This window comes from Streptomyces sp. 11-1-2 (assembly GCF_003595545.1).
Lineage (GTDB): Bacteria > Actinomycetota > Actinomycetes > Streptomycetales > Streptomycetaceae > Streptomyces > Streptomyces hygroscopicus_B.
Genome location: NZ_CP022545.1, coordinates 11,042,801 through 11,068,123, shown reverse-complemented (window position 1 = coordinate 11,068,123; position 25,323 = coordinate 11,042,801). Strand labels below are relative to the sequence as shown.

The window sequence follows — 25,323 nt, the reverse complement described above, 5'->3', positions numbered from 1 at the left end:
ACGTCAGTGCCCGGAGATGTCCGGCCGTCTGCCTCCCGCGGAGAGGCACGAGGCGATCGTCCGTTGCCGTGGGATGGTCTCCCCCATCCGCGCCGCCGGCAGCTCCACGGTGAACAGCGCACCGTGGCCCGGCCGTCCGTTGGCGGTGATCCGCCCCCCATGGCTTTCGATCACCTCGCGGGCCAGCGCCAATCCGAGCCCGAACCGTCTGCCGCGGCCGGCGGTCCCCCTGGCGAACCGCTCGAACATGCGCGTGGCCTCCTCCGGTGCGAACCCCACGCCGGTGTCGCGTACGGACAGCGACACGATGCCGGGAAGCGGGGCGTCCACGGACACCACGACCTCCCCACCGGGCGGAGTGTGCCCCATCGCGTTGTCGACCAGCGCGGCGATCACCCGGCGCAACGCCGACGTGGTGCCCATCACCACATGCCGCCCCGGCCCGCACCGAAGACGCACGGTCAGCCGCATCGCATGGGCTCTGGCGTCCTCGGCGGACACCGCCTCCTCGGCGAGCGTGGCCAGGTCGACCGGATCGCGGGATCCCGGCGACTGGGACAGCCGCGCGGACAGCAGCAGGTCGTCTATGACGTCACCGAGCTGCCGAGTTCCGGTCACCAGGCGCCGGAGGTCGGTGGCGAGCTGCTGCGGGGTGGCCGAGCCGGAGCGCCGGGCCAGCAACTGGGCGCGGGTGTGCAACTGGGTCAGTGGGGTGCGCAATTCATGACTGGCGTCCGCGACGAACCGCCGCTGCCGGTCCAGTGCCTCGGAGAGCGGCCGCATCGCCCGTCGCGCGAGCATGCCGCTGGCGACGGCCACGAGCAGCAGACCGACCGCCTCGGCCGCCGCGAAGGCGAGCAGCAGATGGTTGCGGTCGGCGCGCTGGAACCGTTCACCGTAGGCCGCCTGAACGACCTCCGCACCACGCCATGCGGTGCGCACCGTGTACTCCTCGCCACCTCGCCGCACCCGTTCCAGCACCGCGGGAGCGCCGGCGCGGACCGCGGCCAGGCTGGATCTCACGGGTATCCCGGCGGGGGTGCCGGGGGTGCTGCTGATCACTCCGTTCCGCTCCACGGTCATCCACACGCAGACCGGCGGGCTGTCGATGGTGTTGTGGTCGATCCCCCACTGGGTTTCGCGCTCCGCGTCGGCGCGTTGAGCGAACAGCATGACGCCATAGACGATGACTCCGATGATCAACATGATCACCGACATCACCAGCGAGATGCGCCGGGTTATCGTCCACTGGGCGGAGGAGAGCCTCCGCTGCTCGGGGCTCGGCGCCGTGCGGCGGGGGAAGCGGATCGGAATCGAATTCACAGCGTCCCCATCTGGTAGCCGCGCCCGCGCACGGTGCGGACGACGTCACGGCCCAGTTTCCGCCGCAGGTAGTAGACATAGGTGTCGACAATGGACTCCGCCGAGGTATCGGGAAACACCCGCTCGCGAAGGTGTGAGCGGTCGTGCACGATCTTGGGACCTTCGGCGAGCGCGTGGAGCAGGCCGAATTCCCGCAAGGACAGCTCGATGCCCGTGCCGTCGGCAAGGCGGACCTCGCGGCGCCGCAGGTCCAGCTCTCCGTCACCGAGCGGCAGGATTTCGGCGCCCGAGAGGTCGCGCCGGTGCAGCGCCCGCACCCTGGCCAGCAGTTCGTCCACTTCGAAGGGCTTGACCAGATAGTCGTCCGCGCCGGAATCGAGGCCGGTGACCCGCTCGCCGAGTTCGCCCAGCGCGGTCAGTATCAGGACCCGGGTGGTAACACCGACCCGCCGTAATCGTTTCACCAGGTCCAGGCCCTCGATGCCCGGAAGCATGCGGTCGATGACCATCACCTGATGTCTTCGGCTGAGACCGAGATGAAGCCCCCGGTGGCCGTCGAATGCCACATCGACGTCGTAGCCCTCTGAGCTGAACAATTCGGCCAGCATGTCTGCGGTTTCCCGGTCGTCTTCGATCAGTAACAGCCTTGTCTGATCCGCAGTCGACCGGTCTATATCGGCTGGGTAGATCATTCGCTCATCTTGACAGTCCGGATGTGGGCACAGCGCGTCACATCTCGGCCGTCGGACGACGAGTCCAAAACGCTTCAGAACCCTCACGATGGGGCCGAAGTCACCCCAATCGGCGCCGGTGCGACATCAGGGGTCGCTGAACAGGGTGCACGCCCGGATCCGCGAGATGGTTACGGCTGGTGATGATCAGCCGACTGCCGCCGCTCCCCGGGACCAGGCTGCGGACCTGGGCGGCGTCGAGGGCGGCGTCGAGGGCATCGTCGAGGACGACGAGCATCTCGCGTCGGCGATCAATGACCGGTACAGGTACGCCCGTTCGGCCAGGCCCTGCGGAACGGCCGATCGGGGCAGCCCCAGGTTCGGACCCGGGCCGCACGGTCCACTCGACAGTGTCCGTCGCCGATGGCTAGAACCGCGGCATTCCGGAGGGCGGTTCAGGGATCGCACGCCGCGCCGTCACCGCCTCGATGAACTCTCGTGGCGGGAGGTAGCCGTGGGCGATGACGTAGTGGAGGACGAGGTTGGGGGCGATCAGCCACCTGCCGTCCCGGGCCAGGACCCTGACCTCGGCGCTGCCGAGGGTGACCTCGGTGCCGCCGACGTCCACCACGACGGGACAGGGCGGCTTCCCCTCGGGGTGCGCAAGTGTGCAGTTCTGCCAACCCCTCGTGCGATTGGTGGAGTTGTCCCGGCAGAGGACCGCGAGCGCGTGGACGAACTCCGTGGGCACCTGACCGCGGGGAAACTCGTCCTGATGCTCCAGCCACCCGACATTGACCGCGTGGAAGCCCTGGGGCACCCCGATGCCGGGGGTGTATGCGTAAGGGGATCCGTCCTCGTACCGCACCGCGTGTTCCTCTCGTGCTCGTAGGGCCCGGTGGCCGCTGTCCCGGCGACAGTACGGTGTGTATCCATTCCACCGCACACCGCACACCGCGCTACGGCACCCCGCGCACCGACCGGGTCAGCGCGCCAGCCGCCCCAGCAGCGAGGAGGCCGCCGTGATACCGGCCGCGGCGGCCAGGACCAGAACGGCGTAGTCGAGCGCGAGGTGGTCCGGAGTGCCCAGCAGCAGTCCGCGCAACGCGTCGACCTGGTAGCTCAGCGGATTGGCGGTGCTGACGGCCTGGAGCCAGCCGGGCATGAGCGCCACCGGGTACAGCGCGTTGGAGCCGAAGAACAGCGGCATGGTGATGGCCTGCCCGATGCCCATCAGCCGGTCGCGGGTGAGCACGATCCCGGCGATGGTCATCGACAGGCAGGAGAAGAAGGCCGAGCCCAGGATCACCGCGACGGCCACCCCGAGGAGCCGCAGCGGGTTCCAGGTGAGTGCCACTCCGAGCAGCGCCGCGATGGCGATCACCACGACCGCCTGGATCAGCGCCTTCACCCCGGAGGCGAATGCCTTGCCGGTGATCAGGGCGGCCCGCGGGGTGGGGGTGACCAGCAGTTTGGTGAGGATGCCGGCGTCCCGCTCCCAGATGATCTGGATCCCGTAGAAGATGGCGATGAACATCGCGGACTGGGCGATGATGCCGGGCGCGAGATAGTCGATATACGGCGTGCCACCGGTCGGTATGGCCTTGAGCCGGGTGAAGGTCTCGCCGAAGATCAGCAGCCAGAGGGCGGGCTGGATGGCCCGGGTGTACAGCTCGGTGCGGTCGTGCCGCAACTTCTGCAGCTCGACCACGCACATCGCGACGACCCGCGCGGGCAGCACCCGCCAGCCGGTGCGGGCGCGCGGCGGGGTCAGCAGCGGATCGGGCCGTCCGTCCGGGACGAGCCCGGCGGCATCAGCCGACCCGGGACGCGGTGCGACGGGTGCTTCGGACATCGCGGAAATCTCCTCTCTGCTCGTCGAGGCCGCTTCCGGCGACGTCCCGGAAGACGTCCTCCAGAGTCGGCTTCGGATCGGCCTCGCCCTCCGCCCGGCGGCGGCCGGCCAGCTCGGAGCGGAGCTCGCCGGGCGTGCCGAGTGCGTGGATCCGGCCGCGGTGCATCAGCGCGACCCGGTCGCAGTACTGGTCGGCCTCGTCCATGTAGTGCGTGGTGACCAGCACGGTCATCCCGGTGGCCGCCCGTACCGCGTTGATGTGCTCCCACACGCTGGTCCGGGCGATCGGGTCCAGGCCGATCGTCGGCTCGTCCAGCATCAGCAGCCGGGGCGCGCTGACCAGGGCCTGGGCCAGCTCCAGGCGGCGGACCATGCCGCCGGAGTACGTTTTGGCGAGCCGGTCGGCCGCCGGGGTGAGGTCCACCGCCGCCAGCACCCGCGCCACGCGGTCGGCCCGCTCCCGGCGGGTGACGTCGAAGACGCGGGCGAACAGCTCCACGTTCTCCCGGCCGGTGAGCCCGGCGTCGGCGGACAACTGCTGCGGTACGTAGCCCAGCAGCCGGCGGACCGCCATCCGCTCCTTGGCCGCGTCGTGCCCGAACACCCGCACCATCCCGGCGGGGACCGGCAGCAGTGTGGTGATGCAGCGGATCGCGGTGGTCTTGCCCGCTCCGTTGGGTCCGAGCAGCCCGAAGACCTCGCCCGCCCGGACCGACAGCTCCAGGTCGTCGACCGCCTTGGTCTCCCCGAACGCGTACCGCAGACCCTCGCAGACGAGCGCGACCGGAGCCGTGCTTTCCGGGGCGTCGGTCATATCCCTTCCACCTCCTCATGAAGGTTCTCGGCCAGTTTGCGCAGCGCCGGAACGGCCGCGGCCAGCGCCGCCCGGTCGCTCTCGGACAGCCGCGCCACCTGCTCGCGGACCAGTGCGCCACGCCGTGCCTGCCACTCCCGCATCCGGGTCTCGGCGGCGGGGGTGGTCGTCAACCGCGCGGAGCGCCGGTCCTCGGGATCGGTCTCGCGGTGCAGGTAGCCCGCCTTCACCAGCTGGTTGACCAGGGTGGAGACCGAGTTGCCCGCGAGGTAGAGCTCCTTGGCCGCGACCGACACCCGGATCCCGGGCTGGGCCATGACCAGCCGCAACAGCTCCACCTGGGCCCCACGCAACCGCGGCTCCGTCATCCCGGCCCGCAGCCGCCGCCGGATCAGCCGCTGGACGCCGCCCAGCACATCGGCGAACGAATCGGGGAACTCCTCTGTGGCCATGTCTCCACTTTACCTCTCAGTGAGAGGTAATTTTCAACACCCGGACCAGTCGAGGTCCGGCAGATCACCTCACAAGAACCACACAAGGCCGTCCCCTACCGTCCCGTGCCCATGGAAACGAAGATCGTCCAGGGAGCAGAGGGACCGCTATGAGTGAGATACGTCGGCATGGGATAGGCCGGCGCCACTTCCTTTACGGCGCGACTGCTGTGGCGACCGGCGTCATGAGCGACACCGCGTGCACCCCCGATGATCCGCGGGGGTCGAACGGCCAGGGTGGCGTTCCGGTCATGAGCGCCGATGCCGACATGGCCGTCGTGGACAGCGAAGTGAAGGACAACGCCGAGGTATCCACTCGGGAGACACCGCTGGGCTCCTCCTACGAGGAACTGGTGACGAATGCCACCGTCGACAGGGACGGAACTCTCAACGTCCTCGTCGTCAATCGCTCACCGGAGTCCCACGCCACGGCCCATGGCGACTCCCTGACCTGGACGTTCCCGGCACATTCGGTCACGATACTTCGATTCTCACCGGAAAAAGCACGAGTGACATCGAGTGACAGGAAGAGGACTTCCCATGTGTGACCCCGCCATGCTACCGACCATCGATTTCACCCATCACGACTTCGAAGCCGAAGCCCTTGTCGTACGCACGGATTACTCCGACGACGCAGCGTGGCGGACAGTCGTCGACCTGCTCAACCAGCTCGACGACAACGGTTTCGAGGTGCGCACCTTCCTGGTCGACGACCGTGCGTTCGCCGGGGCGAGTCCGGACGACGTGCTATCCGCTGTCGCCATCGAACCCGCGCTCGAAGTCGTGTTCTTGGCTGATGCCGCCACCATGACCAGCGACCACCCCCTGCTCGCGGTTTCGGCCAGAAGCCAGGAGCTGGAGGACGGAGACATGGCGCTCGACCGCGAGTTCCGCCTGACGCCGCCGGATGTCAATTTGATGCATGTGAACCTGGCCATCGGACATATGGACTTCTGGGAATTCGCCTATCACGCGGCACGCTCCGCGGATCGCATCCTCCGCCTGTGATCGCGTCCGGCCCATCGCCGGATGCCCCACACAGACTCGGCAGAGGGCGGTAGCGGCGCTGAAGGAGCACCTGCCTGCTGATCAGGTCATCACCGCGGGTCCCGAGTACGCGGCATGGCCGGGCTGACCCTGGGCGGCGGATACGGCCCGCTGGGCGGCCGATTCGGCCTCGTCGCGGACAACTTGACGGGTGCCGAGGTCGTGCTGGCCGACGGATCCGTCGTCCGGGCCGACGCCGCTTCGGCAAGGACACCGTCGACCCGGACGGCGTGTTCCAGGGGATTCCCCTGCCGATGACGGCCCTCGGGCGCCGACCACACCGGGAACACGGTCAGCGATCTCGACCGGGCACTGATCCAGCCTCCGGGCCCGGGTGCCAGCAGCTGACGAGGCGCCTGAAGGCACGTCAACACCGCGTTGCGGAGAGATTTCCCGCCGCCTCCGGCGAGGAGGATGCGTTACGGCCCTACGTCATATCCATCCAACGTATTGACATAGCAATTGGTTGAGATCACTCTCTTCGCATGGCCGAACGTGACCTCCCGCTGTACGAGCAGATCCGCAGGGAGCTGGAGGGAAACATCCGGGACGGCCGGTGGGCACCCGGGACCAGGGTGCCCACCGAAGCCGAGCTCGGAGAACGGTTCGGCGTCTCGCGAATCACCGTGCAGCGCGCGCTGCGCGACCTCGCGGACGCCGGGCTGGTCGTCCGATACCGCAGGCACGGCACGTTTGTCGCGCAGACCACCGATGAGGAGAATCTGCTCCGCTCCGCGGGCGTGCTGACCAGCGGGCCGGAAGCCCACGGCGACCACCGGGTGATCAGCGCCAAGGTCCTGCCCGCGGGCGGCGCGGCCCTGCGGCTGCCCGGCCTGGACGACAACGACGCCGTCGTACAACTCGATCGCCACAAGCTGAGCGCGGACGGCAGCCGCGTGAACGGCACGGAGCTCGCCGTGCTGCCCTTCCGGTTCGCCCCCGACCTGCTGGACCAGGACCTGGTCACCATCACGAGCCATATGTACCTCCGCGACCGCGGAGTGCCCCTGCAACGCTCACGGCTCTACGTGGAGCCGTACGCCCTGGACGAGGAGCACGCCGAGCTCTTCGGCCTGAAACCGGGTGCCGCGGTCTTCCGCTGGCTGCGCGTCACCTGGGCGGAGAACGACGAGGTGGTCGAACACCTCGAAATCATCCTGCCGACCGACACTTCCCGCTTCTACGTGGAGACCTCGCTCCCCGGCCCACTCGGCTGACCCCGTTCGCCCCCGTACCCCGCTCTCTCTTTCCTCGCCCCCCTCGCGCACCGCCCTACGCCCCGGATCCCTCATCGCTTCACCCTCCCTCCCGCCTCCTCCGGTCGCGGGAACGGCACTTCCATCCCTCATCGCAGGAGGTAGCCATGGACTTCCCCCGATCAGCCCTGCCCGCCCTGTGCGCCGTGTCCAGTGCCCTCGCTCTCACCGTCGCCCTCACCGGCTGTGGCTCGCCCAATCCCTCCGCCGGTGGCGGCAAGGGGGGCGCCCTGGTGGTGGCCGGCTACGGCGGCTCATTCGAGACGGCGTTCCGCGACTCGGTGCTGCCCGCGTTCGAGAAGAGCTGCGGCTGCAAGGTCACCTATATCCCCGGTTCCTCCACCGACACCGTCGCCAAGCTCAAGGCGCAGCGCGCCAACCCGCAGATCGACGTCGCGCTGGTCGACGACGGCCCCCAGGCACAGGCGCTGGAGGCGGGACTGCTCGCGTCGATCGACACCAAGGTGGTGCCGGTGGACGATGTGGTGCCGATCGCCCGGATGGAGAACAACTCGGGGGTCGGGTTCGGGCTGACGGCCACGGGCATCGCCTACAACCCCGAGTGGTTCGAGGATCACGGCATCCCCAAGCCCACCACCTGGGAGGACCTGGCCAACCCCAAGCTCAAGGACAAGGTGGTCCTCCCGTCGATCACCAACACCTACGGGGTGGGACTGCTGGTCGGCGCGTCCAAGGCCAACGGCGGCTCGGAGAAGGACGTCGACCCCGGCCTGACGGCCGTCAAGAAGATCGCCGAGAACGTGGCGACGTTCGACACCACCGCCGATGTGTCCAACTACTTCCTCCAGGGCCAGGCCGCCGCCTCGGTGTGGGGGGTGTCGCGGACCTCGACGCTCGCGGAGAAGGACTTCCCGATCGAGTTCGCCTACCCGAAGGACGGTGCCATCGGCCTGGTGACCACGGCGAACGTGGTGAAGAAGGCACCGCATGAGGAGGTGGCCCAGAAGTTCGTCGCCCATCTGCTGGAGCCATCCGTCCAGCAGGCACTGGCCAAGGCGACCTACGACGGCTCGGTGGTCCAGGGCGTCAAGGAGGACCCCGCCCTGAGGAACAAGGTGGTCAGCGCCGACAAGGCGGACTCCCTGCTGAGGCTCGACTGGAAGACCATCAACAAGAACCGCTCCGCCTGGACCGACAAGTGGAACAAGCAGGTGGAGAGCAAGTGACCGCGGGGACGGAAACCGTGGGCAAGGAGGCCGCCCCGGCCGGGCCGGACACCGCCGCACGGGCAGCGAGCACCCGCGGGCGGCTGGTCCTGAAGGGAATCCACAAGGCGCTGGGCGGCAAGGAGGTCGTACGCGGTATCGACCTGACGATGGAGCCCGGTGAGTTCCTCACCCTGCTCGGCCCGTCGGGATGTGGCAAGAGCACCACGCTGAACATGGTGGCGGGCCATCTGCTGCCCGACTCCGGCGTGGTGGAGGTGGACGGCCGCGACATCACCCGGCTCCCCGCGAACCGGCGGGCCATGGGCATGGTCTTCCAGTCCTACGCCCTGTTCCCGCATATGACGGTGGCGGAGAACATCGCGTTCGGCCTGCGGATGCGCAAGGTCGGGGCCGCCCAGCGCAGGCGCAGGGCGGCCGAGGCCCTGGAGCTGGTGGGGCTCGACGGCATGGGCGAGCGCTATCCGCGCCAGCTCTCCGGCGGGCAGCGCCAGCGCACGGCCCTGGCCAGGGCGCTGATCGTGGAACCCGACCTGCTGCTGCTCGACGAGCCGTTCTCCAACCTCGACGCCCAGCTCAGGGTGCGGCTACGCGAGGAGGTCGCCGCCCTCCAGCGCCGGGTGGGCACCACCACGATTCTGGTGACCCACGATCAAGACGAGGCACTCGCGGTGTCGGACCGGATCGCGGTGATGGCCGAGGGGACGATCCATCAGCTGGACGCCCCCGAGACCGTGTATCTGCGTCCGGCCACGGACTTCGTGGCGCAGTTCGTCGGCGAGGTCAACGTCCTCGACGGGATCGCGGCGGGGACGGCCGCCGACGGGCACCGCTGCCGGATCGGTGACACGCATCTCGTCACGGCGACACCGGTCGGCACCGCGCCGGGCGACGGCGAGGCGGTACGGCTCTATATGCGGCCGGAGGCCGTGCGGGTGCTGGCCGTGCCCGAGAAGGGCCGCTCGGACAGGACACCCATCGACAACGCGACGCGGCCGGGACTTCCCGGCACCGTCGAGGCCACCCGCTTCCTCGGCACCCGCATCCGCTGCGTCCTGGCCACGGCCGCGGGACACGTCGAGGCCACGCTGCCGTTCGGTTCCGAGGTGCCCAGGCTGGGCGAGGAGGTGATCTGCGCATGGCAGCCACAGCACGCATCACTGACGGCCCGGCCCTGAGGCCCGACGGCGCCGCGCCGACCCCGAAGGTTCACCAGCCGGTCAAGGCGCGCGGCCCCTGGCGGACCGGACTACTGCTGGCCTCCCCCGCCATCGCCGTGCTCGCCCTGCTCTTCATCGCACCGCTGTTCATGCTGGTGTACAACAGCTTCCGCACCCAGGCGGGCGATCCCACACTGCAGAACTACACACGGTTCCTCGGGGATTCCTTCTACCGGGACGTGCTGTGGCACACCCTGTGGATCGGCGCGCTGACCACCCTCGGCTGCCTCGTCGTGGGCTACCCGTTCGCCGTCTATCTGCGCGGACGCTCGCCCCGGGCCCGCAACTACCTCTCCCTCGTGCTGCTGTCGCCACTGCTCATCTCCATGGTGACCAGGGCGTACGGGTGGCTGGTGCTGCTCGGGCCGAAGGGACCGATCGCGGACGGGTTCCACGCCGTGGGCCTGGACGCGCCGAAGATGCTGTACAACGACACCGCGGTCGTCATCGGCATGGTGCATGTGATGCTCGCCTATATGGTGCTCCCGCTGATGGGCAGCCTGGACCGGATCGACCCGGCCCTCACGCCCGCGGTCAAGGGCCTGGGGGCGAGCGGCTGGACATGCTTCTGGCGGATCACCGTCCCGCTGTCCTTGCCGGGGATGCTCGCCGGTTCACTGATCGTGTTCAGCCTGACCGTCTCCAGCTTCGTCACCCCGGCGACTCTGGGCGGGCCCACGGTGAAGCTGATGCCGTACTTCGTCTACACCGAGGCGACGTCCAACCTGAACTGGCCGTACGCGGCGGCGATCGGCTTCGTGCTGATCGTGGTGACGACGATTCTGACGGCCGTGTACGCCCGGCTGCTGCGCGGGCGTGGCGGCAAGGAGGTGTTCGCGTGAACACAGCAACGGCAACCACACCGGCGACGGACAAGGCGGCGGCCGGGGCCGGGCGCAAGCCGATCGCCGCGGGCGTGGGCTAGCGCGCGAGGCGCCTGCTCGGGGCCGCGTTCGCCGCGCTCGTCGGGCTGTTCCTGCTGGCGCCCGTACTGGTGACCATCGCCTCGTCGCTCACCACGACCAGCTATGTCACCTTCCCGCCCAAGGGGCTGACCCTGCACTGGTACGCGGAGCTGCTGAACCGCCCCGAGTTCCTGGACTCCTTCCTGCTCAGCATCGGCGTGGCGGCGGGAGCGGCCGTGGTGTCCACGGCGCTCGGGCTCGCCGCGGGGCTGGCCATCCACCGCTACCCGTTCCCGGGGAAGTCGGTGTTGGACAGGGTGTTCTCGAGTGCGTTCGCCGTGCCGACGATCGTGCTCGGCATCGGGCTGCTCCAGTGGTACGCCCAGCTCGGCATGGCGTCCAGCCCGCTCACCCTGCTGCTGGCGCACCTGGTGCTGACCGTCCCGTACACGGTGCGCCTGGTCCTGGCCGGTCTCGCCGGGCTCGACCGGTCGGCCGAGCTGGCCGCCGCCGGTCTGGGGGCGAAGGCGCCGCAGGTGTTCTGGCATGTGACGCTGCCCGCCGTGCGCGGGCCGCTGATCGCGGGGGCGTTCTTCGCCCTGATCACGTCCTTCGACGACCTGACGATCGCGCTGTTCGTGGTGACCACGGATATGCAGACCCTGCCGGTGCGGATCTTCAACTACCTCCAGTACAACTACGACCCGACCGTGACCGCCGTCGGCACCGTGATGGTGCTCTTCGCCGCGGTGGCCGTCGTCATCATCGAGCGCGTCGTCGGCGTCGCTCATCTCTTCGGGGCCGACCCCGAGCAGTGACCCCGTGTAGTGACCTCGTGTAGTGACCCCGTGCTAAGGAGGATTCCCGTGCGAGTTGTGGTCATCGGAGCCGGAGTGGTGGGCGCGGCCGTGGCGGCGGAACTGGCCGCGCGTGGCGCCCGGGTCACCGTGCTCGAGGCGGATCACCCCGGAGCGGGCACCACCGCGAACTCGTTCGCCTGGATCAACAGCGCGAACAAGGAGCCCGAGCCGTACTTCGCGCTCAACCACGCGGGTATGCGCGCACACGACGAGTTGGCCGGGGACGGCGCGCCGTGGTTCTTCCCCGCCGGGAACCTGGAGTGGGCGGTGACGGACCGGCACAAGGAGGTGCTGGCCGGGCGGGTGGCGCGGCTGACGGCCAGGGACTACCCGGTGGAGTGGATCACCGCGGAACAGGCCGGGAAGCTGGAGCCGGACCTCGCGGCAGCACCGTCGCACGCCGTGTTCGCCTTCTTCCCCGAGGAGGCGTACACACTGCCCGTGCTGCTGCTGTCCCGGCTGCTGGGCGGGGCCAGGGACCGGGGCGTGACGGTGGTCGGCGGCGCCAGGGTGACCGCGATCGAGCACGGCCCGGCGGGAACGGCCGTGATCTGCGCCGACGGCGGGCGCTACCCGGCGGACACGGTGGTGAGCTGCGCGGGCCGGTGGACACAGAAAGTGGCCGAGCTGGCCGGTGCGCACGTCCCTATGGCGGACCCGGATCTCGCGGGCTCCGCGACGGTCGGCTTCCTCGCCACCACCGCACCGACGGCCGCCCGCCTGTCCCGCGTACTGACCGGCCCGCGGCTCAACGTCCGTCCCGACGGCGGTGGCCGTCTGCTGCTCCAGGCCCTGGACCTGGACGCGTCCGCGGACCCCGCCAAGCCGTACGCGCCCGACGGAGAGATCGCCACCGACATGCTGGCCCGTCTGCCCGAGGTGCTGAACGCCGCGGAGGGCACCGTCGTGGAGAAGGTCCGGGTCGGCCAACGCGCCATGCCGGGAGACGGTTTCACGGTGGCGGGCTTCCCCGCCGCCGACGTTCCGTTCTACGTGGTGGCGACCCACAGCGGCATCACTCTGGCCCCCTTGCTCGGCCGCCTGGTCGCGGACGAGCTCTACGGCCATGAGTCCCCCTTGCTGAAGGACTTCCGGCCGGGCCGCTTCACCTCTGGCGAGGTCCTGCCCCCGCCGCCTCCGGCACGCCGCCCGGGCGAGCAGTGAGACGAGCGCGCCGGTCCTCCGCGACGGCAGGGGCATGACCGGCGCGTCCCATCGAGCCGGGTGGCCGGGCGCGGTGTTCCACCAGCCGCGCCCGGCCACCCAGTGGCCCATGTTCGGCCCGTGAGGCCGCCGGCCCGTGTTCAGCCCCTGGAGCGCGGGCCGCCTGCGCAGTCGAGTGCCGTGAGGTCGACGGCGTCGGCCATCGCCTGCATCCCCTTGTCGTTGGGATGCAGATGGTCGCCGTTGTCGAGGAAGGGCAGCACCCGCTCGGGGTCGTAGGGGCTGCGCAGGACGCGGTCGAAGTCGGTGACCGCGTCGAACTCGCCGCTGCTTCGGACGAAGGCGTTGACGTCCTGGCGTACCCGCTCGGCGGCCGCGCCCCATTCGGACCAGCCCTTGAAGGGGCCCACAGTGGCGCCGACCACGCACTTCCCGGCCGCGTGCGCCCGGGCGATGATCTGGCGGTAGCCGTCGATCATGTCCGCGGCGGTGACGCCGGTGTGTGCCTTGATGTCGTTGACCCCCTCGAAGAGGAACACGGTCCGCACGCCCGGGAGGGACAGGACGTCGCGGTCGAGCCGGTTCAGGGCGCTCTGCCCGGCGCCGTCGGCGAGGACCTTGTTGCCGGAGATCCCCTCGTTCGCCACTCCCCTGACGCCGGTGGCCGCCTTCTGCAACCGGCGCGCGAGGTAGTCGGGCCAGCGGCGGTTGAGGTCGGTGGTGGATTGCCAGCCGTCGGTGATGGAGTCACCGAGCGCCACCACGGCACCGGTGGCGGCGGATGTGCGGACGGTGGCGGCGTCGAGGTAGAACCAGGAGCCGGTGGTCTCCGTCCAGTACGTGGCGCTCTCCTCTCCCGTGTGATCGCCCTGGGTCGTGTACGACGTCTGCATTGCCATCCCGTGCCCCGTGGCCGGACCGGCGGCGTCGGGGGTATGGAGGCTGACGACCAGGTTGGTCGCGGCGGGCAGACCGCCGGGCAGGGCGTCGCTGAGCACGGTCTCGCCCGCCGGGATGGTGACGGAGTGCCCGCCGCCGAAGGTCAGCCGCCGGTTGCTGCCCGGCGTCAGCTCGGCACCCGACTTCTGGACACCGGCGTAGACGCTGTCGAGGGTCAGCGGCCGGTCGCCGAAGGCGTTGGAGAGGCGGATGCGCAGATCGCTCCCGCCGACACTGGTGTGCACGACCATCCGGTAGCCGCGGTCCGGTGTCCCGTCCCCCAGCCGATCCGCGCTCGCCGCCCAGGTGACGACGGAGTGCCGGCTGCCCGCCGCCTCCGCGGGGGTGGGGTGGAGGGCGGCGGCCGCGAGCAGAGCGGCGGCCACGCCGCCGAGGGCGGCGCGGCGGGCCGTCATCGGGCGAGCCCGTTCAGCGTGCGGGACTCGCCGGGCGCCAGGCGGATCGTACGGGAGGTGTCGCCGTGGGCCACCGTCGTGGTGTGGCCGCCGACGCTGTGGATCCGGACCGACGTCGGCACCCCCTGCTTCCAGCGCAGATCGACGACGAAGCCGCCGCGCGCGGCCAGTCCCGTGACCGAGCCGGACGCGGCCCAGGCGTCGGGCAGGGCGGGGAGCAGCTCCAGGTGGCCGGGGCGGGAGTACAGCAGCATCTCGCTGATGGCGGCCGGGGTGCCGAAGTTGGCGTCGATCTGGAAGATGCCACGGCCCTTCTCGACCTCGTAGATGTCGAAGAGGTTGAACGCGGTGCCGTTGCTGCCGTCGGTGGAGGGGCGGAGGTTGTTGGCGATGAGCTGGTATGCCTTGTCGGCGTTCTTCAGCCGCGCCCAGCACAGGGCGCGCCAGGCGTTGGCCCAGCCGAAGCTGTTCATGCCGCGCGCGGTGAGCAGGGCGGTGGCCCCGTCCACGATCTCCTGGGGAGTGGAGCCGTCGGGGCGGATGCGGTCGCCGGGGAACAGGCCGATCAGGACGGAGAGATGGCGGTGGGTGGTCTCGCCGAGGTTGTCGGGGGACATCCACTCCTGGAGCCATCCGCTCTTCGGGCTCACCTCCGGCAGGTACAGCTTCTTGCGCAGCGAGGTGATCGTGTCCGCGTAGCCGCTGTCCTTCTGCAGCTCGGCTGCCGCGGCGGCGAAGTTGCCGAACAGCGCCCACACCAGTTCCTGGGAATAGGTGTTGCCCTTGGCGTCCTGCGGGCCGTGTTCGGGCGACCAGTCGCTGTCGTCGATCAGCACCTCCTTTGAGGTGCCGGGGAGGGTGGTGGTGAGCAGCCGCGCCTCCCAGAACTCACAGGCGCCCTTGAGCAGGGGGTAGATCTTCGCCAGATACGCCCGCGACTGGGTGTACTCGTAGTGCTCGTACAGGCTGTTGCTCAGCCAGGCGTTGCCCGCGGGATGCCACCACCAGCCGCTTCCACCGTGGATGTTGGTGGAGAAGGCCACGGCCCAGCCGCCGACCTTCCCGGTGGAGTTGCGGTAGCGGTTGCGGGGGTCGTTGAAGAGGTCGTGGGTGAGCTCGGTCCAGGACGGGAGCTGGGCGAGGCAGTAGTCGGCGAAGGCGTCGAAGCAGGAGGACAGGCCCGCCCGGTCGGCCATCCAGTAGTTCATCTGGATGTTGATGTCGGTGTGGTAGTCGCCCATCCAGTCCGGGTCGTTGCCGTCCAGCCACAGGCCCTGGAGGTTCAGGGGGAGGCTGTCGCGCGAGCCGGAGATCATCAGGTAGCGGCTGTACTGGAGGTAGGCGGCCTCCAGTTCGGGGTCGGGCACACCGTCCCGGGCGCGTGCTTTGAGGCGCGCCCAGGTGTCCATCGATCGCTGGGCGTCCGTGGAGGTGCCGAGTGAGAGGGTGAACTTCTCGTACAGGCCGCGGTAGTCGGCGATGTGGGTGCGCCGCAGGGTGTCCGCCGAGTGCCGGGCGGCGGCGCGGACCTTCGTACGGGCCAGTTTCTCGGGGTCGAGGGAGGGGTCGCGGTACTCACGGTCGGCGTCCGGCACGTAGTTGGTGCCGCCGCTGACCACCACCGTGAGGTCCTCGCAGCCGGAGAAGTCGATGCGCGTGCCGTTGACGCGGACCCGGCCGCCGCTGCCGTATGCCGTGACCGCCGCGCCGTACCGCAGGCCGCCCGGGAAGGACGCGCCGAACGATTCGGCGTTCGAGGGCTTTTCGCCGTGGGTGCCCCCCAGGGTGATGGTGCCGGTGTAGTGGCCGCCGCCGCTCTGTGTGAAGTGCAGGACGATCGCGTCGTCGGGGTGGCTGGCGAAGACCTGGCGCCGGTAGGTGACGCCGGAGCGGACGTAGGAGCTGGTGACCAGTCCCTGTGCGAGGTCGAGGGTGCGGCGGTAGCCGTTGACGCCGGACAGGTCGTGGTCGGGGATGTCCACGGTGAGCCGGGCGAGCAGCGTGAAGGAGCCGAAGTCACCGCGCCCGTAGGGGAATTGGCCGTCGGCGTCGAGGGCGTCGTTGAGACCGCCGGTCCACATCGTGGCGTCGGTGATCAGCAGTAGTTCGCGGCCGGGGTCGTTGCTCGCGAGGGCGCCGAGGCGGCCGTTGCCGACCGGCAGGCCCTGCTCGATCAGGGAGCCCTCGTCACCGGGGGCCAGCCACCACAGTTGGTCGTGTGATGTGCCGGTGAGCGGCGGGGGGTCGGCCGGGCGCCGGGGTGCGGCGGAGGCGGTGAAGGCGGGCAGGGCACCGAGGGCGGCGGTGAGTCCGGCCGTCGCCGCGAGGGACAGCGCGGTTCTTCTGCTGGGGTCACTGCCGGGGGCTCTGCTGGGGTCTCTGCTGGGGTCTCTGCTGGGGTCACTGCCGGTGTCGGTCGGGCGGGGGTTCATGGCGGCTCCAGGCGTCTGAGATCGGCACGGGGGCCCGGCCGGGGCCGGGCCCCGGGGGTTCAGGAGGACTTCGGTACGTCGATCCGGTCGATGTCCGGCGCATAGCCGGAACCGCTGTCGAAGGTGATGGTGTTGGAGCCGGCCTTGAGCGCCACCGGTACGTGGACACTGCTGACGGTGGACCAGTCGCCGGTCGAGGGGAACGAGTGGCTCGTGGCGCCGCCGCCGTTGGCCGAGACGGCGACGGAGCGGGCGTCACCGCTGATGTAGGCGACCTTGATCTGGTAGGTGCCGGCCTTGTCGACGACGACGTTGTTGAGGGTCAGCTTGCCGCCGGTGTAGAGGTTGCCGACCTTGTGGCCGTCGGAGCAGGCCGGGCAGTCGGCGACGGAGGCGTTGCCGCTGAGGGTGTTCGCGGACGACTCGGCCTCGATGCCGGTCCAGGTGAGCGCGTCGCCGCGCGGGGTGACCGTGAAGAGGCGGGAGCCGTGGGCGGGCAGGGCCTGGGTGATCTTGTCCTTGTGGCTGCCGAGACTCTCGTGGTTCCACAGATCCCGGACCGCGGCCTTGCCGGTGAAGCCGAGCGTCGACCAGTCGGCGGTCACCGAGGCCGGCTTGTCGGCGAGGTTGAACAGGGCGACCGTATAGGTGCCGTCGCTGTTCTTCGCCGCCCACACCTGCTGTGGGTCGGATGGCGTGACCGGCTTCGCGGGCGCGTTGCCGCCCTGGTTGACGGCGATGACCTCGCGGTTGGTCAGCAGGGACAGGCCGTAGGAGTCCAGCCTGGTCAGGTCGTCGCCGGTGTACAGCGGCGACTTGGCGATGGCCCACAAGGTGGCGTAGCTCTGCCGTTCGGCCTTGGTCAGGCCGTCCATCTCGCCGTTGCCCACGTCGAGGGAGTCGAGGTCGTTCCAGCCGCCGGGACCGGCGTGCCGGGTCCAGGCAGGGGCGTCACTCCAGCGGTCGTCCACGGAGTTTTCCCAGCTGACAAGCGTGTTGCAGTAGCACTCGACGTCGGTGTCGATGCGCCAGCCGTTGGAGTGCTTCTTCCAGTCGGCGGCGTGCCCGATGTCCAGGGACCAGGACAGCTCCAGGTGGATCGGGCGGCCGGTGGCGGCGATCGCCTTCTGCCAGGCGGCCACGTCGGCGACGTTGTTGTAGTTGTCGCCGCTCTTGAAGGAGCCCGGGCCCACACCGTCGAGCTTGAGGAAGTCATAGCCCCAGTCTGCGAACATCCGCGCCTGGGAGTCGATGTACTTCTGTGCGCAGGGATTGGAGAAATCAATCTTGTACGCGCTGTCCCAGCCATTGGTGGTGCGCAGGTCGTCGTAGACGATGTCGGCGGTGGTACAGCCCTCGGCCTTCCAGATCGGCACCTTGCCCCCGCCGTACGCCTCCTTCTCCAGGCCGACGGGCAGGTAGATACCGGCCTTGAGACCCTTGGAGTGGATATGGTCGGCGACCGACTTCATGCCGCTGGGGAAGCGCACCGGATCGGCCTTCTGCCGGCCGTACTCGTCGAACTCGGGCGTCCACGCGTAGTTGCGCCACCAGCCGGCGTCGATGTTGACGTACTCGTAGCCGTACTTCTTCAGCTTGGCGGCCATGGCGTCGGTCTGTTTGAGGACGTTCGCCTCGGTGAGGTAGCTGTAGTCGCCGTTCGGGTTGAGGCCCGGGTACTTCGATGACTGCATGCTCCAACTGGTCCAGCCCATATAGGGCTTGGCTGCCACGGCGGCCGGGCCCGCCGGAGCTGCCGGGGTGGCCTTGTGGTCGTCGGGCTGTGCCTGCGCCGCCGGGACGGCGGTGGCGAAGCCCGCGGCGAGGGCCAGGACGACGACGGTTCTCAGACCGCGTACGGGCATGAGGGCGTACGAGGATGACCGCATGGGTCCTACCTCCTGGAGGTGTGGAACAGGGAAGGGGTGGCGGGGAGACGTGGCGGGGTTCGGGGATACGGCGGCGAGAGCTCGGCCTTGCCCGAACCGAGGGTGAGTGCGCCGATGAACGGGCGCCCGGGGCAGGCGACGTGGTGGGGCTCGCGGCCATTCGGGGAACGACAGCGCGATCGGGGCGGTGGCGGGCAGCCGGGCGAAGACCGGCGGGGCGATCGGCGGCGGGTGATGACGACCCGAGGGAGAGGCGGTCGCCGCGTCCGCGACGGGAACGGGAGCGGGTCGCGGCGGGCACGGTGTTTCCCGGTGCTGTTCAGACGTGCTGCGTCATGGCTGCTCCTCGTATGTGCTGGTTCGCGTCCGACCTGATGAAGGACTGGATGGCGGTGGCCGCGGCGCCGCGGGCCCATTCGTCGAAGGGCAGCGGCCGGGTCTGCACATCGCACTGCGCCGCGGAGCCGAAGGCCGCCGCGGCGAAGGCGGCACGGATGTGCTCGGCGAACAGGTCGTAGGCGGCCAGGCCCTCGCCGGAGATGATCACGCGTTCGGGGCCGAGCAGATTGGCCACGGTGGCGATGCCACGGCCGATGGCGTCGCCCGCCCGTGCGTAGATCTCCCGCGCCCCGGCGACGCCGTCGTGGGCCAGTCCGGCGGCCTGGACCGCGTCGGCCACCTGGACCCCCGTGGCCGCGCGCATCTGACGGACGATGGCGTCGTCGCTCGCGATGGCCTCCACGCAGCCGCGGTTGCCGCAGTGACAGCGGGGGCCCGCCGGGTCGACGGCGACGTGTCCGATCTCGCCGGCCACGCCGTGGGCCCCGGCGACCACCCTGCCGTGGACCACGAGGCCGCAGCCGATACCCGCGCCGACCGTCACGACGGCGAAGCCGGACAGTCCCACGCCTGCCCCGAACCACTGCTCGGCCACGGTCAGCGCGCGCACGTCGTTGTCGACGGTGACCGGCAGCCCCGTGGTCATGGCGGCGAGTTCGGCGAGCGGCACATCGCGCCATTCCAGGAACGGCGAGTAGCGCACAACGCCCTCGGCACGGTCCACGTCGCCGGAGACGGCCATGCCCAGACCCGCGACGCGCACCCCGAGGCCGTCCGCTTCGATGAGCAGCTCCCCTACGAGTTCGGTGGCCGACCCCAGCACCGCCTTGGGGTCCCGGGCGGCGAGGGGGATGTGCCGGGCGACCAGGATCCGGCAGCACAGGTCGGTGAGCACTCCGATGATCTTGTCTCCGGTCACCTTGACCCCGATGAACAGCGCACGGCCGCCGTCCACCCGCACCAGGTTCGCGGGCCGCCCGAGTGCCGGGCGCGCGTCCTCGTCCACGTCCTCCACCAGGTAACCGGCCTCGATCAGGGGGCGGACCGCCTTGGTGACGGCAGCGGCCGACAGCCCCGCCCGCCGGGCCACTTCCATACGGGTGAGCGGGCCCTGGGACAGGACCGTGGTGAAGATCTGCGCGGCGGCCGACGTGTTCGCGGGAAACGACTCGACGGCAGGGGGCGAGGACATGGCCGGGAACCTAGGCTCCTTATTTTCCGCTGTCAATGAAAGAAGCAGGAATCTCCTGAGGATTGCCTGTGAGCCTCGATCTCGGCTTCAAAGCCAGCCACACACGGGGTGTTGACATGTGATCGAAGGTCTCGTTGGCTTACGGGGCGACCCTCATCGCACGCACCGAGCGCTCCGCATCCGCGGGCGGCACCCGCCGCTCCCCCTGTCGTCTCCCGAACGTGAGGCCCGATGCCGACGATCTCCCGTGCCCCGGACACCGGGGTCTGGCTGCTGACCACTCCCCGTACGTCATACGCCCTGCGCATCGACGAAACGGGCGCGCCCTGCCACCTCGCATGGGGGCCGCGGCTGACACTGCGGGAGGCGGAGGAGCTGGTCGTGCCCGCCGGGGAGGCGGCGAGCAGCTTCGAGGGACGGCCCGCGGTGGGCGAGGAACTTCCGGTCGACGGCGGCACCCGCTACGGCACGCCCTCCCTCCAGGTCCGCTACGCGGACGGCTCCCGCGCCTTCGAATGGCAGCCGACCGGACACCGCGTCCGCACGCCGTCCGACGGCATCCGCGAACTCTCGCTGGAATTCCGCGACCGCCACTACCCGCTGCGCGTCGCCCTCCACTACAGGGTGCGGGACGACACGGATGTCATCGAGCGCTGGACGGTGCTGAGCAACGACGGTGACCAGCACCTCAGCCTGGTGCGGGCCGACTCGGCCGCGTGGTCCCTGCCGGCGACAGCCGACTACCGGCTCAGCCATGTCACCGGCCAGTGGTCCGCGGAGAGCCAGCTGCGCCGCGAGCACCTGCCGTACGGGGAGACCGTGCTCACCAGCCGGCGTGGCATCACCAGCCACCACGCCGCTCCCTGGGTGATGGTGGACGCGGGCGACGCGGCCGAGGAGCACGGCCGGGTGTTCGGCGCGGCCCTGGCCTGGAGCGGGAGTTGGCGCATCACCGTCCAGCGCACACCGGACGGGCGCGCCGGGTTCTCCGGCGGCGTCGGCCACGAGGGCACCTGCGTGCCGCTCGCGCCGGGCGAGGAGTTCATCACCCCCGTGTTCGCCGGGCTGTTCACGGACGGCGGGTTCGGCGCGGCGAGCCGGGCCTGGCACGCGTACACGCTGCACCACGTCCTGCCGCACGGGCGTGAGGTGGCGCCCGTGCTCTACAACTCCTGGGAGGCCACCGGCTTCGACGTGGACGAGGCGAACCAGAAGGCGCTGGCCGAGCGGGCCGCCGCGCTGGGCGTGGAGTTGTACGTCGTCGACGACGGCTGGTTCGGGGCCCGGCGCAGCGACCATGCGGGGCTCGGCGACTGGACCCCCGCCCAGGACCGCTTCCCCGAGGGCCTCGGCCCCCTGGCCGACACGGTGCACCGCCTGGGCATGCGCTTCGGCATCTGGGTGGAGCCGGAGATGGTCAACCCCGACAGCGACCTGTACCGCGCGCACCCCGACTGGGTCCTGCACACCCCCGGCCGGGCCCGCAGCGAGCTGCGCAACCAGCTCGTCCTGAACTTCGCCCGCGACGATGTCGCCGACTGGGCGTACGGCTGGCTGACCCGGCTGGTCGCGGACCACGGCATCGACTTCCTCAAGTGGGACATGAACCGCGCCTTCAGCGAGGCCGGCTGGCCCGGCCCCCGGACGGCCACGACCGGCTGTGGACGGGCTATGTGGCCAACCTGTACGGCGTCCTCGACCAGCTGCGGGCCGACCATGCCGGGCTGCGCGTCGAGACGTGCAGCGGCGGTGGCGGACGCGTCGACCTCGGCATCCTCACCCGCACCGACCAGGCGTGGGTGTCGGACAACACCGACGCCGTCGACCGCCTGGTCATCCAGCACGGCTTCGGTCAGCTCCACCCGGCGCGCACGATGTCCGCGTGGGTGACCGACGTACCCCATCAACTCACCTTCCGCACCGTGCCGTTGCGGTTCCGCTTCCACGTGGCCATGTGCGGGCTGCTGGGCATCGGCGGCGATCTGACCCGCTGGTCCGAGGCGGACCTCGCCGAGGGCGCCGAGCTGGTGGCCGAATACAAGCGGGTGCGCCACCTCGTCCAGCACGGCGCCCTGTACCGGCTGTCCGGGCCGCACGGCGAGCTGCCGACCGTGGTGCAGTACGCCGCCGAGGACGCCACCGAGACCCTGGTACTGGCCTGGCAGCGCGGCCCGCGCCACGGAGTCCCGCGGCTGCCGGTACGGCTGCGCGGCCTCACCCCCGGCGCCCGCTACCGCGACACCCGCACCGGCGAGGTGCACCATGCCACCGTGCTCGCCGAGTACGGATTCCACCCGGACCTCCGACCCGGTGACTGGGCCAGCACAGCCGCACACCTGGTCAGGATGGAGCACGACGATGGCTGACACCGCTCGCGTGGCGCACTGGCCGTAGTCGGTGACCCGCCGGGGGCTCAGTCGCGGTAGGCGGCGATGGCGATCTGGACGAAGGAGCGGACCAGTGGATTCGTGTCGTCCTCGTTCCACGCCACCACCACCCGGCTCGGGGGCATGTCGATCAGCGGCACCACGGCGAGCCCCGCCGCCGGTTCATGGTCCACCAGGGTCATGCCGACCGTGCCGTTCCACAGAACGGCCTGCAGGCATTCCTGGACGGCGCGCACCACCGGGCCCTGGCGAGGTTCCCCGCCGTTCCAGTACGACTGCCAGAGCGGGTCGGTGCCCGCCGGGAACCGGAACCAGCGGCGGCCGGCGAGGTCGGCCAGTTTCAGGCTGTCGTGGCGGGCCAGCGGATCGTCGGTGCGCAGCAGCGCGCCCACCGGGTCGGTGCGCAACTCGTGCACGGTCAGGCCGGTCTCGTCGAACGGCCCGCGGGTCAGGGCGATGTCGACCAGTCCGGCGTGCAGCCCGCAGGTCGGATCGGTCAGGTCGGTCTCGCGGATGTGGACCTCGACGCCCGGGTGCCGCCGGGAGTAGGCGGCGGCCAGCCGGGCCGCGCCCGGGTCGGCGCTGTCGCCCAGGAGGCCCACGGTGAGAGTGGCGGCGCCGGCCGCGGCGGCCACGCGTACGCGTACCCGGTCGGCCTGGTCGAGCAGGGCGCGCGCCTCATCCAGCAGCACCGCCCCCACCGGAGTGAGCGCGACACCGGCGGACGATCGGCGAAGCAGCGCGGCACCGAGCTCGGTCTCCAGTTGCTTGATTGCCCGGCTCAGTGGTGGCTGGCTCATATGCAGCCGGATGGCCGCCCGGCCGAAGTGGAGTTCCTCGGCGACCGCCACGAAATAGCGCAGTGTCCGTAGCTCCATGGTGGAACGATACCCATGCGGTATCGACAGCACAGCATGGGTCTTGGACAGTCGCCGTGCCCGGGCACTGGAATCGACGCGTGACTGATGAACCGAAGACCAAGGAGCCGATGACCGACCCCGCCGTATCGGTGGTCGGCCCGGACGACGGCGAGACGATCGTCCTGGGCACCACGCGACTGCGCATCCTCGAAGACGGCCGTAACACCGGGCACCGCCTCGGGATCGCCGAATCCGTCCTCGCGCCGCACACCCCCGGACCGCCTCAGCACCGCCACGCCGAGCACGACGAGGGTTTCTACGTCATCTCCGGCACGGTGCGGTTCACGGTCGGAGAACAGGACTACGACGCGACCGCGGGCACGCTCGTGATGGTCCCGCCCGGCGCCCCGCACACCTTTGCCAACCTGACCGACCAACCGGCCGTCATGCTCAGCACGTTCACACCAGACCTGTATGTGCGGTACTTCCGGGACCTGCGGGACATGATCGCCGGCGGCCAGGCGCTGACCCCGCAGGCGAACATCCAGGTGATGCGCGGTTACGCCACCGAGCCCGCCACCGACTTCGCCCGGAAGACGGAGTCGGCATCGTGAACGTCGCCTATTGGATCGTCGCCGGTCTGCTCGCTCTCTTCTACCTCTACGGGGGCGGGGTGAAGGTGGTCCGCAGCCGTGAGCGGCTCCGGCCGATGATGGCCTGGGTGGACACCACGCCGATGCCGGCCGTCAGGGCCATCGGGGTGATCGAGGTGCTCGGCGCGATCGGGCTGATCCTCCCGCCGCTGACCGGCATCGCGCCCTGGCTGGCCCTGGCCGCGGCCATCGGGTTCGTGGTCCTCCAGATCGGCGCGACCAGGGTCCACCTGAGCCTCGGAGACCGCCAGGTCGCTCTCAACATCACGCTGCTTCTCGCCGCGGCCGTGACCATCTGGCCGGCGACGACATGGCTGTGACCCCGGGCAAGATCGGCGAACGGTGGGCCGTGCCGCGGCGTTCACGTAACGCCGCCGCGCCGCAATTGGGCCGGGGTATTGGACGGCGGCCCGTACTGCCGAGCTTTCGGACAACGGCTGCCCCATGTCACATCGGAGCCACGGCGCGAACCGCCCACATCCTCACCATGGGACACCTCGTTGTACCGGCAGGATCGGAGGTTCCGCTATCAGAACGCCCCGAGAGATCGGGGCCCGCGGTCGGAGATTTTCATATTTCTGAACAGCCGGAACAGTGGTGCGAATAACACAAATTTCACCCTCGCCGTGCGTCCGAACCCTACAGAAAAACACTATCCTCGATCCGGTCGTTGACTGGGCGGAGGCCGGAACAGCGACGCTGCCCGCAGATCCGCGCGGTCAACGATGAAGTAGAGCAGGCGTGGTTCTCCACGTCTGGTGAGGGCCGCCGCCCCTGCTCCAACTGCCAGGAAGGGAGGGGCGGCGGTTTCCGGCCATGGCAGTCTTTGTTCATCGCTTCATCCACGCCGTTCGCACTCAATTTGCATTCGCGATCCCATCGGTGCGTCCCGCATGGATAGTCCGCCCGGGCAATCACTTAGCCGACCTGCAGAAAACTGCCAAATCGAGCGGCAATGAGCGGACATCAGACAGACTGCCCGTACCACCTCGAACCAAGACGCGAATAGGACGGCCGGTCGGCCTCGCGGCCTGAAAACCCCGCCGAATCCGCCTTGTTCGCACACCGGGCGCGGGGCTTACGCGAAGACTCCCCGGTGATGCGCGGTAGGTCCGGCTTTGGGCGCTTCGCCGTCGACTGGAGTGTGGCGTTGGCCATACCGACAGGAGCTCAACTGGCGCGTTAAGTGGATTTACGCGCGCTTCCTATCGCAAACTTGCGAAATACCCGCCGGTAAGTTTAGTCGCTATGGTCGGCAATAGGAGATAAGCCACTCAATGTCCGCTGCGCGAAGCGGGATTGTAGTGCCTCCCTCCGACAGTTCTTGGCTGACGCTTGGTCAGCGGTTACTGCGGGTTTAGTTGCGTATGGGGACGTGGCTGCGTTAACTACACGACACCTGTCGACGCGCAGGCGTACTTCC

At 69.8% G+C, this 25,323-nt stretch carries 22 protein-coding genes and 2 pseudogenes; 12 read left to right on the top strand and 12 right to left on the bottom strand.

Translation table 11 applies throughout. The features are described 5' to 3' along the window. Positions 1-3: 3 nt before the first annotated feature. The 7 genes from CGL27_RS47070 to CGL27_RS47045 all read right to left on the bottom strand — a co-directional run bounded on the left by CGL27_RS47070 (position 4) and on the right by CGL27_RS47045 (position 5,115). Positions 4-1,323 carry a HAMP domain-containing sensor histidine kinase gene (locus CGL27_RS47070; RefSeq protein ID WP_119993861.1) on the bottom strand — a complete coding sequence of 440 codons (1,320 nt, stop codon included), beginning with the start codon at positions 1,321-1,323 and terminating at the stop codon, positions 4-6. Continuing rightward, positions 1,320-2,015: a response regulator transcription factor gene (locus CGL27_RS47065; protein ID WP_119993860.1), complete on the bottom strand. Its 696-nt coding sequence runs from the start codon at positions 2,013-2,015 to the stop codon at positions 1,320-1,322. The genes CGL27_RS47070 and CGL27_RS47065 overlap by 4 nt, the downstream gene beginning before the upstream one ends. A 100-nt stretch (positions 2,016-2,115) precedes the next feature. Then, complete coding sequence (locus tag CGL27_RS53705; protein ID WP_162953220.1) at positions 2,116-2,292, bottom strand: hypothetical protein; 177 nt, start codon at positions 2,290-2,292, stop codon at positions 2,116-2,118. Positions 2,293-2,421: 129 nt separating this feature from the next. After that, entirely contained in the window at positions 2,422-2,862 is a 441-nt protein-coding gene (locus CGL27_RS47060) for a hypothetical protein (protein ID WP_119993859.1), read from the bottom strand. A 117-nt stretch (positions 2,863-2,979) separates the two neighbouring features. Next, positions 2,980-3,849, bottom strand: a complete 870-nt coding sequence (locus tag CGL27_RS47055; RefSeq protein WP_078646294.1) for an ABC transporter permease — start codon at positions 3,847-3,849, stop codon at positions 2,980-2,982. Further along, complete coding sequence (locus tag CGL27_RS47050) at positions 3,809-4,663, bottom strand: ATP-binding cassette domain-containing protein (RefSeq protein WP_119993858.1); 855 nt, start codon at positions 4,661-4,663, stop codon at positions 3,809-3,811. Before CGL27_RS47050 ends, CGL27_RS47055 begins: the two co-directional genes overlap by 41 nt. Continuing rightward, positions 4,660-5,115, bottom strand: a complete 456-nt coding sequence (locus CGL27_RS47045; RefSeq protein WP_078646292.1) for a MarR family transcriptional regulator — start codon at positions 5,113-5,115, stop codon at positions 4,660-4,662. The genes CGL27_RS47050 and CGL27_RS47045 overlap by 4 nt, the downstream gene beginning before the upstream one ends. 149 nt (positions 5,116-5,264) lie before the next feature. On the opposite strand from CGL27_RS47045, the gene CGL27_RS47040 reads away from it, so the two are divergent. From CGL27_RS47040 to CGL27_RS47000, 9 genes and pseudogenes are all read left to right on the top strand, one after another. Continuing rightward, a complete protein-coding gene (locus tag CGL27_RS47040; protein ID WP_162953219.1) occupies positions 5,265-5,702 on the top strand; it encodes a hypothetical protein in 438 nt (145 codons plus the stop codon). Between the two features lie 7 nt (positions 5,703-5,709). Further along, entirely contained in the window at positions 5,710-6,162 is a 453-nt protein-coding gene (locus CGL27_RS47035) for a hypothetical protein (RefSeq protein WP_162953218.1), read from the top strand. A 111-nt stretch (positions 6,163-6,273) separates the two neighbouring features. Then, a pseudogene (locus CGL27_RS47030) lies at positions 6,274-6,399 on the top strand (FAD-binding protein); the annotation flags it as partial. A 287-nt stretch (positions 6,400-6,686) separates the two neighbouring features. Next, positions 6,687-7,418 (top strand): GntR family transcriptional regulator, encoded by a 732-nt coding sequence (locus CGL27_RS47025; RefSeq protein WP_119993855.1) that lies wholly within the window; start codon positions 6,687-6,689, stop codon positions 7,416-7,418. A gap of 146 nt (positions 7,419-7,564) precedes the next feature. Next, complete coding sequence (locus CGL27_RS47020; protein WP_119993854.1) at positions 7,565-8,644, top strand: ABC transporter substrate-binding protein; 1,080 nt, start codon at positions 7,565-7,567, stop codon at positions 8,642-8,644. Continuing rightward, positions 8,641-9,822, top strand: coding sequence for an ABC transporter ATP-binding protein (locus CGL27_RS47015; protein WP_119993853.1), 1,182 nt, complete (start codon positions 8,641-8,643; stop codon positions 9,820-9,822). Before CGL27_RS47020 ends, CGL27_RS47015 begins: the two co-directional genes overlap by 4 nt. Then, positions 9,783-10,706 (top strand): ABC transporter permease, encoded by a 924-nt coding sequence (locus CGL27_RS47010; RefSeq protein ID WP_119993852.1) that lies wholly within the window; start codon positions 9,783-9,785, stop codon positions 10,704-10,706. Before CGL27_RS47015 ends, CGL27_RS47010 begins: the two co-directional genes overlap by 40 nt. Before the next feature lie 152 nt (positions 10,707-10,858). Continuing rightward, the gene (locus CGL27_RS47005) at positions 10,859-11,587 is read left to right on the top strand and encodes an ABC transporter permease (protein WP_205587864.1); all 729 of its coding nucleotides are present in this window, start codon (positions 10,859-10,861) and stop codon (positions 11,585-11,587) included. Between the two features lie 9 nt (positions 11,588-11,596). Then, positions 11,597-12,793, top strand: coding sequence for an FAD-dependent oxidoreductase (locus CGL27_RS47000; protein WP_346345775.1), 1,197 nt, complete (start codon positions 11,597-11,599; stop codon positions 12,791-12,793). Between the two features lie 140 nt (positions 12,794-12,933). On the opposite strand, the gene CGL27_RS46995 is transcribed toward CGL27_RS47000, so the two are convergent. From CGL27_RS46995 to CGL27_RS46980, 4 genes are all read right to left on the bottom strand, one after another. Continuing rightward, positions 12,934-14,148 (bottom strand): SGNH/GDSL hydrolase family protein, encoded by a 1,215-nt coding sequence (locus CGL27_RS46995; protein ID WP_119993849.1) that lies wholly within the window; start codon positions 14,146-14,148, stop codon positions 12,934-12,936. Then, positions 14,145-16,580, bottom strand: coding sequence for a glycoside hydrolase N-terminal domain-containing protein (locus CGL27_RS46990; RefSeq protein WP_240450878.1), 2,436 nt, complete (start codon positions 16,578-16,580; stop codon positions 14,145-14,147). The genes CGL27_RS46995 and CGL27_RS46990 overlap by 4 nt, the downstream gene beginning before the upstream one ends. 59 nt (positions 16,581-16,639) lie before the next feature. After that, positions 16,640-18,469 carry a CBM35 domain-containing protein gene (locus CGL27_RS46985; protein ID WP_119993848.1) on the bottom strand — a complete coding sequence of 610 codons (1,830 nt, stop codon included), beginning with the start codon at positions 18,467-18,469 and terminating at the stop codon, positions 16,640-16,642. Between the two features lie 319 nt (positions 18,470-18,788). Further along, positions 18,789-20,000 carry an ROK family transcriptional regulator gene (locus CGL27_RS46980; RefSeq protein WP_119993847.1) on the bottom strand — a complete coding sequence of 404 codons (1,212 nt, stop codon included), beginning with the start codon at positions 19,998-20,000 and terminating at the stop codon, positions 18,789-18,791. A gap of 231 nt (positions 20,001-20,231) precedes the next feature. Between CGL27_RS46980 and CGL27_RS46975 the strand changes: the two are divergent. Further along, a pseudogene (locus CGL27_RS46975) lies at positions 20,232-22,366 on the top strand (alpha-galactosidase). Between the two features lie 47 nt (positions 22,367-22,413). On the opposite strand, the gene CGL27_RS46970 reads toward CGL27_RS46975, so the two are convergent. Beyond that, the gene (locus tag CGL27_RS46970) at positions 22,414-23,265 is read right to left on the bottom strand and encodes a LysR substrate-binding domain-containing protein (protein ID WP_119993846.1); all 852 of its coding nucleotides are present in this window, start codon (positions 23,263-23,265) and stop codon (positions 22,414-22,416) included. A 110-nt stretch (positions 23,266-23,375) separates the two neighbouring features. On the opposite strand from CGL27_RS46970, the gene CGL27_RS46965 reads away from it, so the two are divergent. Together CGL27_RS46965 and CGL27_RS46960 are read left to right on the top strand one after the other, a co-directional pair. Next, complete coding sequence (locus CGL27_RS46965) at positions 23,376-23,861, top strand: cupin domain-containing protein (protein WP_119993845.1); 486 nt, start codon at positions 23,376-23,378, stop codon at positions 23,859-23,861. Beyond that, positions 23,858-24,220: a DoxX family protein gene (locus CGL27_RS46960; protein WP_119993844.1), complete on the top strand. Its 363-nt coding sequence runs from the start codon at positions 23,858-23,860 to the stop codon at positions 24,218-24,220. Before CGL27_RS46965 ends, CGL27_RS46960 begins: the two co-directional genes overlap by 4 nt. Positions 24,221-25,323 lie beyond the last annotated feature (1,103 nt).

Bases quoted from the DNA above. Each gene is read 5' to 3' on its own strand.
- CGL27_RS47065 (WP_119993860.1), bottom strand. From the start codon at position 2,015: ATGATCTACCCAGCCGATATAGACCGGTCGACTGCGGATCAGACAAGG.
- CGL27_RS53705 (WP_162953220.1), bottom strand. From the start codon at position 2,292: ATGCTCGTCGTCCTCGACGATGCCCTCGACGCCGCCCTCGACGCCGCC.
- CGL27_RS47055 (WP_078646294.1), bottom strand. From the start codon at position 3,849: ATGTCCGAAGCACCCGTCGCACCGCGTCCCGGGTCGGCTGATGCCGCC.
- CGL27_RS47050 (WP_119993858.1), bottom strand. From the start codon at position 4,663: ATGACCGACGCCCCGGAAAGCACGGCTCCGGTCGCGCTCGTCTGCGAG.
- CGL27_RS47045 (WP_078646292.1), bottom strand. From the start codon at position 5,115: ATGGCCACAGAGGAGTTCCCCGATTCGTTCGCCGATGTGCTGGGCGGC.
- CGL27_RS47040 (WP_162953219.1), top strand. From the start codon at position 5,265: ATGAGTGAGATACGTCGGCATGGGATAGGCCGGCGCCACTTCCTTTAC.
- CGL27_RS47035 (WP_162953218.1), top strand. From the start codon at position 5,710: ATGCTACCGACCATCGATTTCACCCATCACGACTTCGAAGCCGAAGCC.
- CGL27_RS47025 (WP_119993855.1), top strand. From the start codon at position 6,687: ATGGCCGAACGTGACCTCCCGCTGTACGAGCAGATCCGCAGGGAGCTG.
- CGL27_RS47020 (WP_119993854.1), top strand. From the start codon at position 7,565: ATGGACTTCCCCCGATCAGCCCTGCCCGCCCTGTGCGCCGTGTCCAGT.
- CGL27_RS47010 (WP_119993852.1), top strand. From the start codon at position 9,783: ATGGCAGCCACAGCACGCATCACTGACGGCCCGGCCCTGAGGCCCGAC.
- CGL27_RS46995 (WP_119993849.1), bottom strand. From the start codon at position 14,148: ATGACGGCCCGCCGCGCCGCCCTCGGCGGCGTGGCCGCCGCTCTGCTC.
- CGL27_RS46990 (WP_240450878.1), bottom strand. From the start codon at position 16,580: ATGAACCCCCGCCCGACCGACACCGGCAGTGACCCCAGCAGAGACCCC.
- CGL27_RS46985 (WP_119993848.1), bottom strand. From the start codon at position 18,469: ATGCGGTCATCCTCGTACGCCCTCATGCCCGTACGCGGTCTGAGAACC.
- CGL27_RS46980 (WP_119993847.1), bottom strand. From the start codon at position 20,000: ATGTCCTCGCCCCCTGCCGTCGAGTCGTTTCCCGCGAACACGTCGGCC.
- CGL27_RS46970 (WP_119993846.1), bottom strand. From the start codon at position 23,265: ATGGAGCTACGGACACTGCGCTATTTCGTGGCGGTCGCCGAGGAACTC.
- CGL27_RS46965 (WP_119993845.1), top strand. From the start codon at position 23,376: ATGACCGACCCCGCCGTATCGGTGGTCGGCCCGGACGACGGCGAGACG.